Raw genomic sequence first — 13,645 nt, 5'->3', positions numbered from 1 at the left:
GGGGGGTGGGGCCGGTGACCGGCACAGGCAAGCGTTCCGCCGTCAGGCTGACCGCCCGCGGCGCCATCGCGCTCACGCTCGTCTCCACGCTCGGCGGTTACGTGCTGGCCGCCCTGCTCGACATGCAACTGCTGGTCGGCCTGGCGTTCGTGGCCGCGTGCGTGCTCGGCGTGGTGCTGGTCAACCCGCGCGAGCTGCTGTCGCTGGTGGTGACGCCGCCGCTGGTGTTCTTCGTCGCGACCCTCTTCGTCGAGCTGGGACGGGCGCTCGTCTCCGTGGGCATCCTGCAGTCGCTCGCGCTCGGCCTCTACGGCTCGCTGTCGCGCGGCGCGCCCTGGCTGTTCGCCGGCTCGGCGATCGTGCTCGGCGTGGCGTGGGCGCGCGGGCTGCGCGACAACGTGCGGGAGCTCCGCGACGAGCTCCGGGCGGGCGCGGAGGTGCCGCGCCCGCGCCAGCCGCAGCCGTACGTGCCGGAGCCCGAAGGTTACTTCGAGCCCCGGGTCTACGGCACGCCCAGGGGCGAGGACTAGGAGACGCGCAGATCCTTGCGCAGCTCGTGGGGCAGCGCGAAGCGCACCTTCTCCTGCACCGACTCGACCTCGGTCACGTCGTCGAAGCCGTGGCCCGCCAGCCGCGCCAGCACCTCCTCCACCAGCTCCTCGGGCACCGACGCCCCACTGGTGACGCCGACCGTGGTGACGCCGTCGAGCCACTCGTCATGGATGAACGTGGCGTTGTCGACGAGGTAGGCGGCCGCGGCGCCGTGTTCCTTGGCCACCTCGACCAGGCGCTTGGAGTTGGAGGAGTTGTCGGAGCCGACCACGATCACCAGCTCGGACTCCGCGGCGATCTCCTTGACCGCGACCTGCCGGTTCTGGGTGGCGTAGCAGATGTCGTCGCTGGGCGGGTCGATCAGGGCCGGGAAGCGCTGCTTGAGCCGGGCGACGGTCTCGTTGGTCTCGTCGACCGACAGCGTGGTCTGCGACAGCCACACCAGCTTGCCGGGGTCGCGCACCTCGACCTGGTCGACCGCGTCGAGGCCGTCGACGAGCTTGATGTGGTCGGGCGCCTCGCCGCTGGTGCCCTCGACCTCCTCGTGCCCTTCGTGACCGATGAGCAGGATGTCATAGTCCTGACCGGCGAATCTCTTGGCTTCGTTGTGGACCTTCGTGACCAGCGGGCAGGTGGCGTCGATGGTGCGCAACGCGCGCTGCTCGGCCTCGGCGTGCACGGCGGGAGAGACGCCGTGGGCGGAGAACACCACGATCTCCCCCTCGGGCACTTCCTCGGTCTCCTCGACGAAGATCGCGCCCTTGGCTTCGAGCGTCTTGACCACGTGGGTGTTGTGGACGATCTGCTTACGCACGTAGATGGGCGCGCCGTACTGCTCCAGCGCCTTCTCGACCGCCACGACGGCACGATCGACTCCGGCGCAGTAACCGCGCGGCCTGGCCACGAGCACGCGGCGGGAAGTAGGGGTGTGGAGCTCCATAGTCCATATGCTACGTGGAGCGGCCGACCGGCCCGCGCGTGCGCGTGTGCCCGCGTTTTGCCAGACTGGCCGTTCCACACTGACCTCCCAGGGAGACGTACATGTCCCTCAGCGACGTGATACGCAACATCGCCAAGACCGTAACCGACAAGGACAGGCTCAAGGAGAAGGCCCGCGAGCTGCCGCTCTTCGTCGTCCAGACCACGCTCAGCGCCGCCGGTCAGACGCTCATGCTGGTCGACCGGGTGAAGAACTCGCTCAGGGGCGGCAAGGACGAGGAGAAGAAGGACGACCTCGAATCCCGTCCCGCGACGGCCGAGAAGCCGGCCGCCGCCGAGGAGGAGGCGAAACCGGCCCGCAAGGAGCCGGTCATCTTCGCCCCCAGGCCGGAGGCGGCCGAGCCCAACGGCACCGCCAAGACCAAGCCGGACCCTGTCATCTTCAGCCCGGCCGCCAAGCCGGACACCAAGCCGGAGGCCGAGACCAAGCCCGAGCCGGAGACCAAGCCGAAGCCCGAGCCCGAGGCCAAGCTCAAGACCGAGACCAAGCCCGAAGCCAAGACCGAGGCGAAGACCGAGGCGCGGCCCAAGCCGGAGGACAAGCCCGCCGCCGCGCCGGAGCCCGCTTCCGAGCCGACGCTCGCCCATGAGCCGGCCGTCGCCCAGCCGGTGACCGTCACCGAGCCGGAGCCCGAGCAGGCCGAGGAGAAGCCGAAGGCCAAGAAGGCCAAGGCCGCGCCCGCCAAGGCGCCGGAGACCGCGAAGCTGGCCGAGGCCGCCGAGACCGTCCCCGCCGCCGTCGCCGAGCACGAGCCGGCCCTGGGCGCGGGCGAGCTGACCGAGCCGCTGCCCGGCTTCGCCTCGCTGTCGGTGGCGTCGCTGCGCGCCCGCATGCGCGGCAAGACCGGCGAGCAGATCGCCGAGTACCTCGCGTACGAGCAGGCCACCTCGGGTCGGCCCGAGGTGATCCGCATGTACGAGAACCGCCTGGCCAAGCTGCGCGCGGGCGAATGACGTCCAAGACCACGCCCGAGGCGCCGTTGCCGGTCCGCACGGTCCTGCAGATGGTGGGCGGCTGGATCGGCAAGCTGGGCACGGTCTGGGTCGAGGGTCAGATCACCGATCTGAGCGCGCGCGGCGGCACGGTCTTCCTGACGCTGCGCGACCCGGTGGCCAACGTGTCCGCCCGGGTCACGGCCCCGCGAGGGGTGTACGAGGCCGCCATGCCCAGGCCCGCCGACGGCGCCAGGGTCGTGGTCCACGTCAAGCCGGACTTCTGGGTCAACCGCGGCTCGTTCGCCTTCACCGCGCTGGAGATCCGCCCGGTCGGCGTGGGCGAGCTGCTGGCCCGCCTGGAGCGGCTGCGCCAGTTGCTGGCGGCCGAGGGGCTGTTCGGCGCGGAGCGCAAGCGGCGGCTGCCCTTCCTGCCCGGCACGGTCGGGCTGATCTGCGGCCGGGACTCGGCGGCCGAGCGCGACGTGCTGGAGAACGCGCGGCGCCGCTGGCCCGCCGTGCGGTTCAAGGTGGAGGAGGTCGCGGTCCAGGGCCCGTACGCGGTGGGCGAGGTGACCGAGGCGCTGGGCCGGCTCGACGCCGACTCCGGCGTAGACGTGATCGTCATCGCCAGGGGCGGCGGGTCGCTGGAGGACCTGCTGCCGTTCTCCGACGAGACGCTGGTGCGCGCGGTGGCCGCGTGCCGCACCCCGGTCGTCAGCGCGATCGGCCACGAGCAGGACAGCCCGCTGCTCGACCTGGTGGCCGACGTACGCGCCTCCACCCCCACCGACGCCGCCAAGAAGGTCGTCCCCGACGTGGGTGAGCAGCTCTCGCTGGTGCGCCAGCTGCGCGACCGCGGCCGCAGGGTGGTGAGCGGCTGGCTCGACCGGGAGATGTCCTGGCTGGCGGCCGTGCGCTCGCGTCCCTCGCTCGCCGACCCGGTGCGCGAGCTGGAGCGGCACGCCGAGCAGGCCGACGCGCTGCGCGATCGCGCCAGGCGCGCGCTGTCGGGCTCGCTGGACCGGGCCGGAGACGACCTCGGCCACGTGCGTGCCCGTCTGGTGGCGCTGTCGCCGGCGGCCACGCTGGAGCGCGGCTATGCGATCGTGCAGCGCCCGACGGGCGAGGTCGTGCGCCGGGCCGGGGAGGTCGCGCCGGGCGACGAGCTCACCGTACGGCTGCCCGACGACCGCCTCACGGTGCGGGCCGAGCCGTGACCGCTGCGGCGATGGAGGCGACCCCCGCCTTGATCTCCTCGACCGTCAGGCCGCGCTCGTCGCGCTGGTAGGAGATCAGGTGGGCGTTGAGCGGGGCCAGCAGGGCGTCGGCCAGGAAGTGCGGGTCGGCGTCGGGCCTGGCCTCGGCCAGCAGCGTGGCCAGGTGGGTATGGTGGACCCGATAGGGCCCGCCGAACCTGGACTTGGGTGAGCCCAGCTCCACCAGCAGAAACAGATCGAGCTGCGACACGACGCGGTCCACGAGACCGGCGAGGAAGGCCCCGACCCGCTCGGCCGGCGCCGCTCCCGGCCCCAGCGGCGGCGGGCCGCTCATGAACGCCTCCTGGAAGCGGCGCTCCCGCTCGTCGATGAGCGCCCACACCAGCCCGGCCCGGTCGCCGAAGCGCCGGTAGACCGTGCCGACGCCGACGCAGGCCTCTTTGGCGACCTCATCCAGGGAGAGCTGGTCGGCGCCCCGGCACTCGATCATGCGGGCCGCGACATCGATGATCTTCTGCCGGTTGCGCGCCGCGTCGGCGCGCTCCGGCTGGGGCTGCCCCACCACCGGCAGCTGGCGACGTCCGCACACGGATCCGAGCATACGCGCGTTGCAACCGGAGGAATCTCCGGTTAGGCTCCGCGGTTGACACAATACGGAGAGCTCTCCGCTTGACAGGAGGAACCATGAGCGACTTCAACCAGCAGGTCATCGAGGAGTTCCGGGCGAACGGCGGAAAGGTGGGCGGCTACTTCGAGGGCGCCGACCTGCTCCTGCTGACCACCACGGGTGCCAGGTCGGGCAGGCAGGTGACCAGCCCGGTGATGTACCTGGAGGACGGCGGCCGGCTCGTCGTGATCGCCTCCAAGGCCGGGGCCGACGACAACCCGGCGTGGTTCCACAACCTCCGCGCCAACCCCGAGGTGAAGGTCGAGATCGGCACCGAGGAGTTCCAGGCCGAGGCCTCCGTCGTGGACCGCCAGGAGCGCGACCGGCTCTACGCCCGCATGGTGGAGAAGGCGCCCGGCTTCGCCGACTACGAGACCAAGACCACCCGCGTCATCCCCGTCATCACCCTCAACCGGCTCAGCTGACCACAGGCCGAAAAAAGAAGGGTGCGGGGAGCGAACCACCCCCGTCAGACCGGCTCAGCTGACCGCGGGCCGGTCTGGAAGGTGCGGGGAGCGGGCCAGCCCTGTCAGACCGGCTCGGCTGGGCGGGTCATCCTGCGCGCCCGGCTCAGCTGACCGCGGGCCGGGAAGGGGAGTGCGGCGGGCCGGTCATCCCCGACGGGGCCCGCGTTCAGAAGGGGGTGTCGTCCTGGGTGCCCGGCTCGGCCCGGCGGGCCATGGCGGCGGCCAGCTTGACCCGGGCGCCCTGCAGCCACTCCTCGCAGACGGCGGCCAGCTTCTCGCCGCGCTCCCAGAGCTCGATCGACTGCTCCAGCGTGAGCCCGCCGGCCTCCAGACGGCGCACCACGTCGGTCAGCTCCTCGCGCGCCTGCTCGTACGAGGGCGTCTTCTCGTCAGCCACGCTCCCCACCCTAATGCCGCGCCAAAGGGAAGGCCCCCGCCTCGGGCGGGGGCCTTCGCACGTGGTTGACAGCAGAACCGGCACCCGTCAAGGCGCGTCCTTCCACGCGGACGCTGATGCTAGCAGCGTCCGGGGCGGGTCAGGTGGCCGATTTGGGACGTTCTCGCAGCGCGGACGCGAGCTGGCCGAGCTCCGGCCAGTCGGCGGTGCCGGTCACGACCAGCGTCACGTCGGGCAGCACGCGGATCAGGGAGCGCTGTTTCTTGTCCTCGCGGAAGCGCCGCTCCCACGTCTCGCCGCCGACCTGCTGGGTGCCGACGGCCTTGTCGGAGTTGGCCATGCGGTTGGCGAACTCCGCCGCGGGCTTCTCGTCGCTCTGGATGAACATCGCGTGCTCGCGCGCGGCCGTGGCGTAGCCGATGTGGAGGACCTGGGCGCCGTTCTCGCCCTCGGCGATCCGGTTGCTGTTGGAGATCCACCCCGCGGGATCCGAGGCGGGCTCCCACACCGTGTACGGGACCGTACGGGAGAAGTTGGCGACCGTGATGGAGTAGTCGCGCTTGGGGATGTGCTCCGCCTGGCCTCTCGGTGTGACCAGCAGGAACAGCCCGACCGCCGCCAGGCAGACGAGCACGGCCACGACGTAGCCGTGGAGACCTTCGGTGAACCGTCGCACAGTTAGCGAGGTTACCCGCGGGCGGGGCCGGTCGCGGACCCGGCGGGTCGGAGCCGGCCGATGATCTCCAGGACGTTCTCGGCCAGCTTCCTGTCGCCCGACTGGACGATCTCGCTGACGGCGCCGGCCAGCGCGCCGGTCAGGACCACCACCAGCGCGTTCTCGTCGTCGTCGAAGAGCGCGGCGTTGCGGCGGGCCCACGTGCGGAGCCGGTCGCGCATGACGACCTCGAAGCCGGGCGGCCCGTCGCCGCGCAGGAACAGCGCGGCCAGCTCGCGCTCGGCCAGGCAGCCGTCGAGATAGGCGCGGGCGGCGCTGACGAACACCCGCATCGGGTCGGTCTCGCCGGCCTCGCGGGCGGCGCGCGCGGCCTGCTTGGTGCGCTGCGCCTGCCGGGTCTGGAACTCCTCGAACAGCGTGAGGTAGAGGTCGGCCTTGCCGGCGAAGTGGTGGTAGAGGCTGCCGACGCTGGCCTCGGCCTTGGCCACCACGTCGGTCACGCCCGCCTCGGCGAAGCCCTTGGAGACGAAGACGTCTCTGGCGGCGCGCAGCAGCGCGGAGCGCGTGGCCGCACCACGCTCGGATGTGCGGCCTGTCACAGGCGGTTGCGCTTCGCTGCTCATGGTTGGCACATTATCCTCCGCTGACCGGGGATACAGGGACAACTACCATCGGGATAGTCGTCACGAGGAGGCCTCACACATCATGTCGGATCAGACCTCGGTGCCCGAGCCGTTGGCCACGGGCGAGCATGCCCCCGATCGTAACCTCGCTCTGGAGCTCGTCCGCGTTACAGAGGCGGCGGCGATGGCCGCGGCCCGCTGGGTGGGCAGGGGTGACAAGAACGGCGCCGACGGCGCCGCGGTGAACGCCATGCGCCAGTTGATCAACACGGTGTCGATGAACGGTGTGGTGGTCATCGGCGAGGGCGAGAAGGATCATGCCCCGATGCTGTTCAACGGCGAACAGGTGGGTGACGGCAGCGGTCCAGAGTGCGACGTGGCCGTCGACCCGATCGACGGCACCCGGCTGACCGCCCTGGGCATGCCGGACGCGGTCTCGGTGATCGCGGTGAGCGAGCGCGGCTCGATGTACGACCCGTCGGCCGTGTTCTACATGGAGAAGCTGGTGACCGGCCCGGAGGCGGCCGACGTGGTCGACATCGAGCGGCCGGTGGGCGACAACATCAGGGCGGTGGCCAGGGCCAAGCACTGCTCGCCCGCCGACGTCACCGTGGTGGTGCTCGACCGGCCCCGGCACGAGCAGCTCGTCAAGGAGATCAGGGAGACCGGGGCGCGGATCAAGTTCATCACCGACGGCGACGTGGCGGGCGCGATCATGGCGGCCCGCGGCGGCTCCGCCATCGACCTGATGCTGGGCATCGGCGGCACGCCGGAGGGCATCGTGGCCGCGTGCGCGCTCAAGTGCCTGGGCGGCGTCATCCAGGGCAAGCTGTGGCCGCGCGACGAGGCGGAGCGCCGCAAGGCGCTGGACGCCGGGCTCGACCTCGGCCAGGTGCTGACCACGAACGACCTGGTCAAGTCCGACGACGTGTTCTTCGCGGCGTCGGGCATCACCCAGGGCGAGCTGATGGACGGCGTACGCTACCGCGGCGGCGTGGCGATGACCCAGTCGCTGGTGATGCGCGGGCGTTCCGGCACGATCCGCAAGATCGAGAGCGAGCACCAGCTGTGGAAGCTGCGCGCCTACAGCGCGATCAACTTCGACACCGCGGGCTGATCAGCGGCGGCGCCTGCGCTTGGGCTGCTTGACCGAGACGTCACCCACGAAGTTGGTGGTGCGCACCTCGACGACGGGCGCGCCCGGCTCCTCGGGCCCCTTGGTGAGCCGTGCGGTCTTGTCCTTGGTGACCCGGATGACCTCGAGCCCTTCCGGCACCTGGATCTCCAGCCCGCCGAAGACCAGGGTGGCGTTGATGACGACGCGGCTGTTCTGCAGGATCGCGTCGCGGAAGTCGAGCTTGGTGGTGCCGAACATGGCGGTGACGTCCAGCTCCGCCGGCACCACCCAGCGCCCGCCCCGCTGCTGCTGGCGGAAGAACGCGGAGACCGGCCTGCCGTCGAGGTTGAGCGGCTGCTCGTCGGCGGGCAGCAGGTCCTCGGTCAGCTTGGCCAGCTCGCCGAGCGTGCGGGCCGAGTAGAGGACGCCGAGCCGCTCCTCCAGCTCCTCCAGCGTGATCCGCCCGTCGGCGTGCGCGTCCTGCAGCACCTGGGCGATGCGCTCGCGGTCGGCGTCGGACGCGCGCAGCTCGGCGGGCTGCGGGAGCTTGTCCTTGGGTGGGCGGCGGGCCGACACCCACTCCTCGGCCAGCCGTTCACCGGCCTCCTGCAGGCGGGGGAGCCAGGATCCGGGGCGTTCGTTCACGCCTAACACGATATCCGGCGAACACGAGCTTTGCCCGATCGGAATCCCCGGCGTCCGCGAGCCGTTGGACCCGGAGAGATCGACATGGGAGGGCGCCGTGCGACGGCCGGCACGCTGGGGACTGGGCGCGGTGGGCGCCGGGGTCGTGGTCGTCCTCGGGCTCGACGTGGCCGCCCTCGGCGAGATCGACCCGCTGCGGCGCACGATCAGCGAGCACGGCCTGACCGAGCTGGGCTGGCTGTTCGGGCTCGGCGTGACGCTGCTGGCCGTGGGGTCGGCGGCCATCGGGGTGTCGCTGGCGCGGGCCAGGCTGGCGGGGGCGGTCGGCACCCTCGCGCTGCTGGCGTGGAGCGCCGGGCTGCTGGTGGCGGCCTACTTCCCCAAGCACGACTGGTCGGTGGGGCCGAGCCTGAGCGGCAGCATCCACCGGGCGGGCAGCCTGGTGGCCTTCCTGTGCCTGCCCCTGGCCGCGCTGATCATCGCCAGGCCGTGGCGGCGCGGCGTGCGGCGCCCCGCGTCGCTGGTGGCGTTCGGGCTCGGGGTGTGCTCGCTGCTGTACGTGGCGGGGCTGGGCGTGCTGGTGCTGCTCGGTGCGCAGGACGGGCTGCGGTGGTGGCAGGTCGTGCCGCTCGGCCTGGTGGAGCGCGGGCTGGCGGCCGTGGAGGTGGCTGCGGTGGCGGCGCTCGGCTTCTGGGCGGCGGGGAAGAAGCTGTCGGCGGAGCACGCCGTGGCGGGCGCGGTGGAAAGCCGGCCGAAGAACCTCGCCTGAGTGCTGGTGGAGCGGCGTTCCCAGCGATTAACCTGACCCAGCCTCACGTTTGATTTCCCCCCACTCAGGAGGCCGCCGTGCCGTCTCCGCGTGATCGCCAGGCCCGCTTCGCCACCTTCGCCGTGTACGCGGTGCAGGGCCTGTCCTTCGCCACCCTGCTCACCCAGGTCGCGCACCTCCAGGACAAACACGGGCTGAGCACCGGGGCGCTGACCGCGCTGCTGCTCATCGTGCCGGTGTTCGCGGGGGTGGGCAGCGTGGCGGCGGGCGCGTTCGCCGCCCGCCTGGGCAGCCGGCTCCTGCTGCGCCTGGCCCAGCCCGCGGTCGCGGTGGCCGTCGTGCTCGCCGGCCTGGCTCCCAGCGTGACGCTGCTCGTGCCGGTGCTGCTGCTGTTCGGCGTGGCGGTCGGCGCGGTGGACGCGGGCATGAACATGCAGGGCGTCGCGGTCGAGCGCAGGTACGGCCGGGCGGTGCTGAACGGCTTCCACTGCCTGTGGAGCGTGTTCAGCCTGGCGGGCGCGCTGTGGGTGTCGGCGGCGGGCGACGGGCTGCCCCTGGAGGCGGTCATGGCGATCCCCATGGTGCTCGCCGTCGCGGGGTCGCTCTACGCCGGTCCCCGGCTGTACGCGCCGGACGAGGAGCGGGCCGGCACCGTGGAGCGCGCCGCCGGGACCCGGTTCCCGTGGGGGCCGATCATCCCGCTCTGCCTGGCCATGGGATTCCTGTACGTGGGCGACGCGGCGGTCTCGAACTTCAGCACGGTCTTCATGCAGGACGAGTTGTCCGCCGACGCCCGGGTGATCCCGCTGGCCTACGCCGCCTACCAGGCGACCACGCTGCTGGTGCGGCTGGCCGGGGACGTGGTGGTCAGGAGGTACGGTCCCGCAGCCGTCGTCAGGCTGGGCGGGGCGATCGCCACGCTGGGCTTCCTGGGGATCGTGCTCGCGCCCGGCCAGCCGCTGGCGATCGTGGCGTTCGGACTGACCGGGGTGGGGCTCTCGGTGGTGGCGCCGCAGTCGTTCTCGGCCGCCGGGCGGCTGGACCCGTCGGGCACCGGAGTGGCGATCGCCCGGGTCAACCTGTTCAACTACGTCGGCTTCATCGTGGGCTCGGCCCTGGTGGGCGGGCTCGCGGACGCGGCCGGCATGCGCGCGGGCTTCGCCGCGCCGCTGGTGCTGGCCGCCGCGATCGTGGTCCTGGCCAGGGGGTTCGAGCCGAAGGCGGTCACCTCACCGCGGTGAGCTCGGCCTGACCTCGGCCACCTCGACCGGCCTGCGCTCGCGCCGGGACAGCTCGGCCGCCTCCGCCACGAAGAGCGCCGCCAGCGCGTCCTCGACCGTGCACAGGCCGTCCGCGCCGCGCAGGAACCCGTCGAGCTCGGCCCGGTAGGCGTCGGCGAACCGGGCGACGAAGTCGGGCCACGGCTCACCCTCCGGCGTCAGCCCCTCGGCCGAGGTGAGCGGGGCGCGCGGGCTCAGGCCGACGGCCCTCGTGCCCCTGGTGCCGGCCAGTTCCATGCGGACGTCGTACCCCGCGCCGTTGTAACGCGAGCCCTGGACGGTGGCGAGCGTGCCGTCGTCCAGGGTGAGGAGCGCGGCGCTGGTGTCGACGTCACCCGCCTCGGCGAAGAAGGCGGCCCCCCGGTTCGCCCCCGTCGCGTACACCGAGACGACCTCGCGGCCGGTCACCCAGCGCAGGATGTCGAAGTCGTGGATGTGGCAGTCGCGGTAGATGCCGCCGGACAGCGGGATGTACCCGGCGGGCGGCGGCGCGGGGTCCGCGGTGATCAGGTGCACCCGGTGCAGGTCGCCGAGCTCGCCCCGGCGCAGCGCGGCCGCCGCGGCCGCGTACCCGGCGTCGAACCGGCGCTGGAACCCGATCACCACCCGGTTGCCCCCGGCCGCCTCCAGCACCTCCAGCGTGCCCTTGACGTCGCCGGCCACCGGCTTCTCGCAGAAGGCCGGGACGCCCCGGCGGCACGCCTCCAGCAGCAGCTCGGCGTGGGTGCTCGTGGGGGTGGCGATGACCACCGCGTCGGCCTCGAAGGGGTCTCCAGGCCTGCCGTGCGGCGACGTCCGTACGGGGTCGGCCACGATCAGGTCGTCGACCAGCGGGTGCGCGGCCAGCGTCGCGGCGTGGAACGCGCCGATCCGTCCCAGCCCCAGCAAACCCACGCGCATGGCACCTCCCATTGGGATCGGCCTTCTTTGTAACCCTCAGATCTCTATTTGTCCAGACATAAGGACTTTAAGCCCTTGTATCGTCTCCGCGGCGCGGCGCGCGGGCAACCGGGCGAACCCGGCCACCACCGCCGGCGGGCCGGCGCCGAAGCGCATCCGGCCGACCGGCTCGGCGACCAGGCCCAGCTTCCGGGCCGCCGCGGTCATCCGGTCCTCGTCCCAGCCCCGCGGCAGCTCCAGGTAGACGTGCAGGCCCGCCTCGATGCCCAGCACCCGGACCTCGGGCAGCTCGCGGGCCAGCGACTCGACCAGGGCGTCCCGGCGGCGGCGGTACTCCCTGCGCATCCGCCGCAGGTGCCTGTCGTAGCCGCCGGTGCGCAGGAAGTGGGCCAGCGCGTACTGCTCGATCACCGGGGAGCCCAGGTCCAGCTCGCCCCGGGCGCGGCGGACCGCCTCGGCCAGGCGGGCCGGGGCGACGACCCAGCCCAGCCGCAGGCCGGGCGCCAGCGCCTTGCTCACGCTGCCGGACAGGATCACCCGGTCGGGCGCGAGCCCTTGGAGGCAGCCGACCGGATCGCGGTCGAAGCGGAACTCGGCGTCGTAGTCGTCCTCCAGGATGACCCGGTCGCCGTCGCGGGCCCACTCCATGAGCGCGGCCCGGCGCGCGGGCGAGAGCACCACGCCCGTGGGGAACTGGTGCGCCGGCGTGACCAGCGCCGCGTCCGCGCGGTCCCGCAGCGCCGTCACATCCAGCCCCTCACCGTCGACCGGGACCGGCACCGGGTCCGCGCCCGCGCGGCGCAGCAGCGGGAGCTGGCGGTGGCTGCCCGGGTCCTCCACCGCGAGCCGGAGCCGGCCGGCCCCCGCGAGGACGCGCAGGATCAGGCTCAGCCCCTGGGCCACGCCGCCGACCACGACCAGGTTGTCCGGGCGCACGTCGGCGGCCCGCACCCGCCTCAGATAGCCGGCCAGCTCCTCGCGCAGCTCGGGGACGCCGCCGGGGTCGCCGTAGTCGAGCGCGTCGCCGGGCATGGTGGCGAGGACGTGGCGGATCGCGGCCAGCCAGCGTTCCCTCGGGAAGAAGCCGAGGTCGGGCGAGGTCGGGCGGTGCCCGTAGTAGGGGGCGCCCTCCTGGACCGGCGAGGGCTCGGCGCGGTGCGCGGCGGTCGCGGCGACCTGGGTGCCGGCGCCGACGCGGGAGACGAGGAACCCCTCGGCGACGAGCTGCTCGTACGCCTCGACCACGACGCCGCGGGAGACGCTCAGGTCGGCGGCGAGGTCGCGGGTGGCGGGCAGGCGGGTGCCGGGGGCGAGGCGGCCGTGACGGACGGAGTCGCGCAGATGGGAGGCGATCTGCCCGGCGATCCCCCCTTTTTCCCGATTTATCGGCACATGGAGGTCGGCCACATTGGTCCTCTGTCGCAGCGCTGGATTGGACTGTTTACGCGGACCATTGTGTCCCTAGCCTGGCAGCCATGAGAAGCGGAGTCGCCGGGGCCACCGCGGCCATGTTCTGTGTGGGCACCCTGGCCGGAGTGTCCGACCTGGTCGGGGACTATCCCGTGTACGGCGGGCAGGCCGTGCGCTACCTGGTCGCGGCCGTCATCCTGGTGGCGATCACCCGGGTGATGGGGCTGCGGTTCGTCCGCCTGACGCCCCGGGAGTGGCTGCTGCTCGGCGCGCTGGCCCTGACCGGGCTCGCGCTGTTCAACGTGTTCGTGGTCGAGTCCGCCCGCGCCGCCGGGCCCGCGCTCGTCGGCACCGTCCTCGGCACCGTGCCGCTCTGGCTGGCGTTCGCCGGCGGCCGACCGGCGCCGCGCCTGCTCGCCGGGGCCACCGTGGTCGTGGCGGGCGCGACGCTCGCCACCGGGCTCGGCAGCGGCAACCTGCCCGGCCTGCTGTGGGCGCTGGGCGCGCTGGCGGGCGAGGTCTGCTTCTCCGTGCTGGCGCTGCCGCTGCTGCCGAAGCTCGGCGCGATCCGGGTGTCGACGTACTCCACGGTGCTGGCCGTGCCGATGCTGGCGGCGATCGGGGTGGTGCGCGAGGGGCCGGGCATGCTCCGGGTGCCGACCACGGCCGAGGCGCTGGGCTTCGGCTATCTGGCCGTGGTGGTGACCGTGGTGGCGTTCCTGCTCTGGTACAGCTCGCTGCCCAGGCTGGGGCCGGGCAGGGCGGGGCTGTTCGCCGGGCTCATCCCGGTCGGCGCGATCGTCACCGGGCTGGTGCTCGGCGTCGCCACGCCGTCCGCCTACGACCTGGCCGGGGCGGGGCTGGTGATCGCGGGCATCCTGGTCGGGCTGAGCGGGGCGCGCTCCCGTACCTCCGAGGCGACCCCCGCGCCACCCAAGGGACGGACGGTGACCGGCAAAGGCGTACCCTTCTAGCGGATCGAAAGGATGG

16 protein-coding genes are annotated in these 13,645 nt (G+C 72.8%); 8 read left to right on the top strand and 8 right to left on the bottom strand.

Annotation, left to right across the window (positions count from 1 at the left end; translation table 11 throughout):
* Window positions 1-14 precede the first annotated feature (14 nt).
* A complete protein-coding gene (locus ACZ6YG_RS24880) occupies window positions 15-530 on the top strand; it encodes a DUF6542 domain-containing protein (protein WP_148029199.1) in 516 nt (171 codons plus the stop codon).
* Here ACZ6YG_RS24880 and ACZ6YG_RS24875 read toward each other — a convergent pair.
* The gene (locus ACZ6YG_RS24875; RefSeq protein ID WP_148029198.1) at window positions 527-1,492 is read right to left on the bottom strand and encodes a 4-hydroxy-3-methylbut-2-enyl diphosphate reductase; all 966 of its coding nucleotides are present in this window, start codon (window positions 1,490-1,492) and stop codon (window positions 527-529) included. The genes ACZ6YG_RS24880 and ACZ6YG_RS24875 overlap by 4 nt on opposite strands.
* A 101-nt stretch (window positions 1,493-1,593) precedes the next feature.
* On the opposite strand from ACZ6YG_RS24875, the gene ACZ6YG_RS24870 reads away from it, so the two are divergent.
* Window positions 1,594-2,505 carry a DUF8129 domain-containing protein gene (locus tag ACZ6YG_RS24870; protein WP_466019331.1) on the top strand — a complete coding sequence of 304 codons (912 nt, stop codon included), beginning with the start codon at window positions 1,594-1,596 and terminating at the stop codon, window positions 2,503-2,505.
* The gene (gene xseA / locus ACZ6YG_RS24865; protein WP_148029197.1) at window positions 2,502-3,704 is read left to right on the top strand and encodes an exodeoxyribonuclease VII large subunit; all 1,203 of its coding nucleotides are present in this window, start codon (window positions 2,502-2,504) and stop codon (window positions 3,702-3,704) included. The genes ACZ6YG_RS24870 and xseA overlap by 4 nt, the downstream gene beginning before the upstream one ends.
* Here xseA and ACZ6YG_RS24860 read toward each other — a convergent pair.
* Entirely contained in the window at window positions 3,682-4,293 is a 612-nt protein-coding gene (locus ACZ6YG_RS24860; RefSeq protein ID WP_466019330.1) for a TetR/AcrR family transcriptional regulator, read from the bottom strand. The two genes, xseA and ACZ6YG_RS24860, sit on opposite strands and share 23 nt — an antisense overlap.
* Window positions 4,294-4,388: 95 nt before the next feature.
* Between ACZ6YG_RS24860 and ACZ6YG_RS24855 the strand changes: the two genes are divergently transcribed.
* Window positions 4,389-4,796 (top strand): nitroreductase family deazaflavin-dependent oxidoreductase, encoded by a 408-nt coding sequence (locus ACZ6YG_RS24855; protein WP_219544026.1) that lies wholly within the window; start codon window positions 4,389-4,391, stop codon window positions 4,794-4,796.
* 208 nt (window positions 4,797-5,004) lie between these two features.
* Here the strand turns inward: ACZ6YG_RS24855 and ACZ6YG_RS24850 are convergent, their stop codons facing one another.
* The 3 genes from ACZ6YG_RS24850 to ACZ6YG_RS24840 all read right to left on the bottom strand — a co-directional run bounded on the left by ACZ6YG_RS24850 (window position 5,005) and on the right by ACZ6YG_RS24840 (window position 6,534).
* The gene (locus tag ACZ6YG_RS24850; protein WP_148029194.1) at window positions 5,005-5,235 is read right to left on the bottom strand and encodes an exodeoxyribonuclease VII small subunit; all 231 of its coding nucleotides are present in this window, start codon (window positions 5,233-5,235) and stop codon (window positions 5,005-5,007) included.
* A 139-nt stretch (window positions 5,236-5,374) separates the two neighbouring features.
* Window positions 5,375-5,911: a DUF4245 domain-containing protein gene (locus ACZ6YG_RS24845; protein WP_148029193.1), complete on the bottom strand. Its 537-nt coding sequence runs from the start codon at window positions 5,909-5,911 to the stop codon at window positions 5,375-5,377.
* Window positions 5,912-5,922: 11 nt separating this feature from the next.
* Entirely contained in the window at window positions 5,923-6,534 is a 612-nt protein-coding gene (locus ACZ6YG_RS24840) for a TetR/AcrR family transcriptional regulator (RefSeq protein ID WP_148029192.1), read from the bottom strand.
* Between the two features lie 82 nt (window positions 6,535-6,616).
* On the opposite strand from ACZ6YG_RS24840, the gene glpX reads away from it, so the two are divergent.
* Window positions 6,617-7,651: a class II fructose-bisphosphatase gene (gene glpX, locus ACZ6YG_RS24835; RefSeq protein ID WP_148029191.1), complete on the top strand. Its 1,035-nt coding sequence runs from the start codon at window positions 6,617-6,619 to the stop codon at window positions 7,649-7,651.
* On the opposite strand, the gene ACZ6YG_RS24830 is transcribed toward glpX, so the two are convergent.
* Window positions 7,652-8,296 carry a DUF1707 SHOCT-like domain-containing protein gene (locus ACZ6YG_RS24830; RefSeq protein ID WP_187280940.1) on the bottom strand — a complete coding sequence of 215 codons (645 nt, stop codon included), beginning with the start codon at window positions 8,294-8,296 and terminating at the stop codon, window positions 7,652-7,654.
* Between the two features lie 97 nt (window positions 8,297-8,393).
* Here ACZ6YG_RS24830 and ACZ6YG_RS24825 point away from each other — a divergent pair, with 97 nt between their 5' ends.
* Both ACZ6YG_RS24825 and ACZ6YG_RS24820 read left to right on the top strand, forming a co-directional pair.
* Window positions 8,394-9,065, top strand: coding sequence for a DUF998 domain-containing protein (locus tag ACZ6YG_RS24825; RefSeq protein WP_187280939.1), 672 nt, complete (start codon window positions 8,394-8,396; stop codon window positions 9,063-9,065).
* 77 nt (window positions 9,066-9,142) lie between these two features.
* Window positions 9,143-10,306: an MFS transporter gene (locus ACZ6YG_RS24820; protein WP_466019329.1), complete on the top strand. Its 1,164-nt coding sequence runs from the start codon at window positions 9,143-9,145 to the stop codon at window positions 10,304-10,306.
* Here the strand turns inward: ACZ6YG_RS24820 and ACZ6YG_RS24815 are convergent.
* Both ACZ6YG_RS24815 and pdxR read right to left on the bottom strand, forming a co-directional pair.
* Window positions 10,295-11,245 carry a Gfo/Idh/MocA family protein gene (locus tag ACZ6YG_RS24815; RefSeq protein WP_219544031.1) on the bottom strand — a complete coding sequence of 317 codons (951 nt, stop codon included), beginning with the start codon at window positions 11,243-11,245 and terminating at the stop codon, window positions 10,295-10,297. The genes ACZ6YG_RS24820 and ACZ6YG_RS24815 overlap by 12 nt on opposite strands.
* Before the next feature lie 36 nt (window positions 11,246-11,281).
* The gene (gene pdxR / locus ACZ6YG_RS24810) at window positions 11,282-12,652 is read right to left on the bottom strand and encodes a MocR-like pyridoxine biosynthesis transcription factor PdxR (RefSeq protein WP_466019328.1); all 1,371 of its coding nucleotides are present in this window, start codon (window positions 12,650-12,652) and stop codon (window positions 11,282-11,284) included.
* A 68-nt stretch (window positions 12,653-12,720) separates the two neighbouring features.
* On the opposite strand from pdxR, the gene ACZ6YG_RS24805 reads away from it, so the two are divergent.
* Window positions 12,721-13,629 carry a DMT family transporter gene (locus ACZ6YG_RS24805; RefSeq protein WP_219544033.1) on the top strand — a complete coding sequence of 303 codons (909 nt, stop codon included), beginning with the start codon at window positions 12,721-12,723 and terminating at the stop codon, window positions 13,627-13,629.
* Window positions 13,630-13,645: the final 16 nt, after the last annotated feature.

This window comes from Nonomuraea sp. NPDC054003, from assembly GCF_055585125.1.
This window is presented reverse-complemented; position numbering and strand designations above follow the sequence as displayed.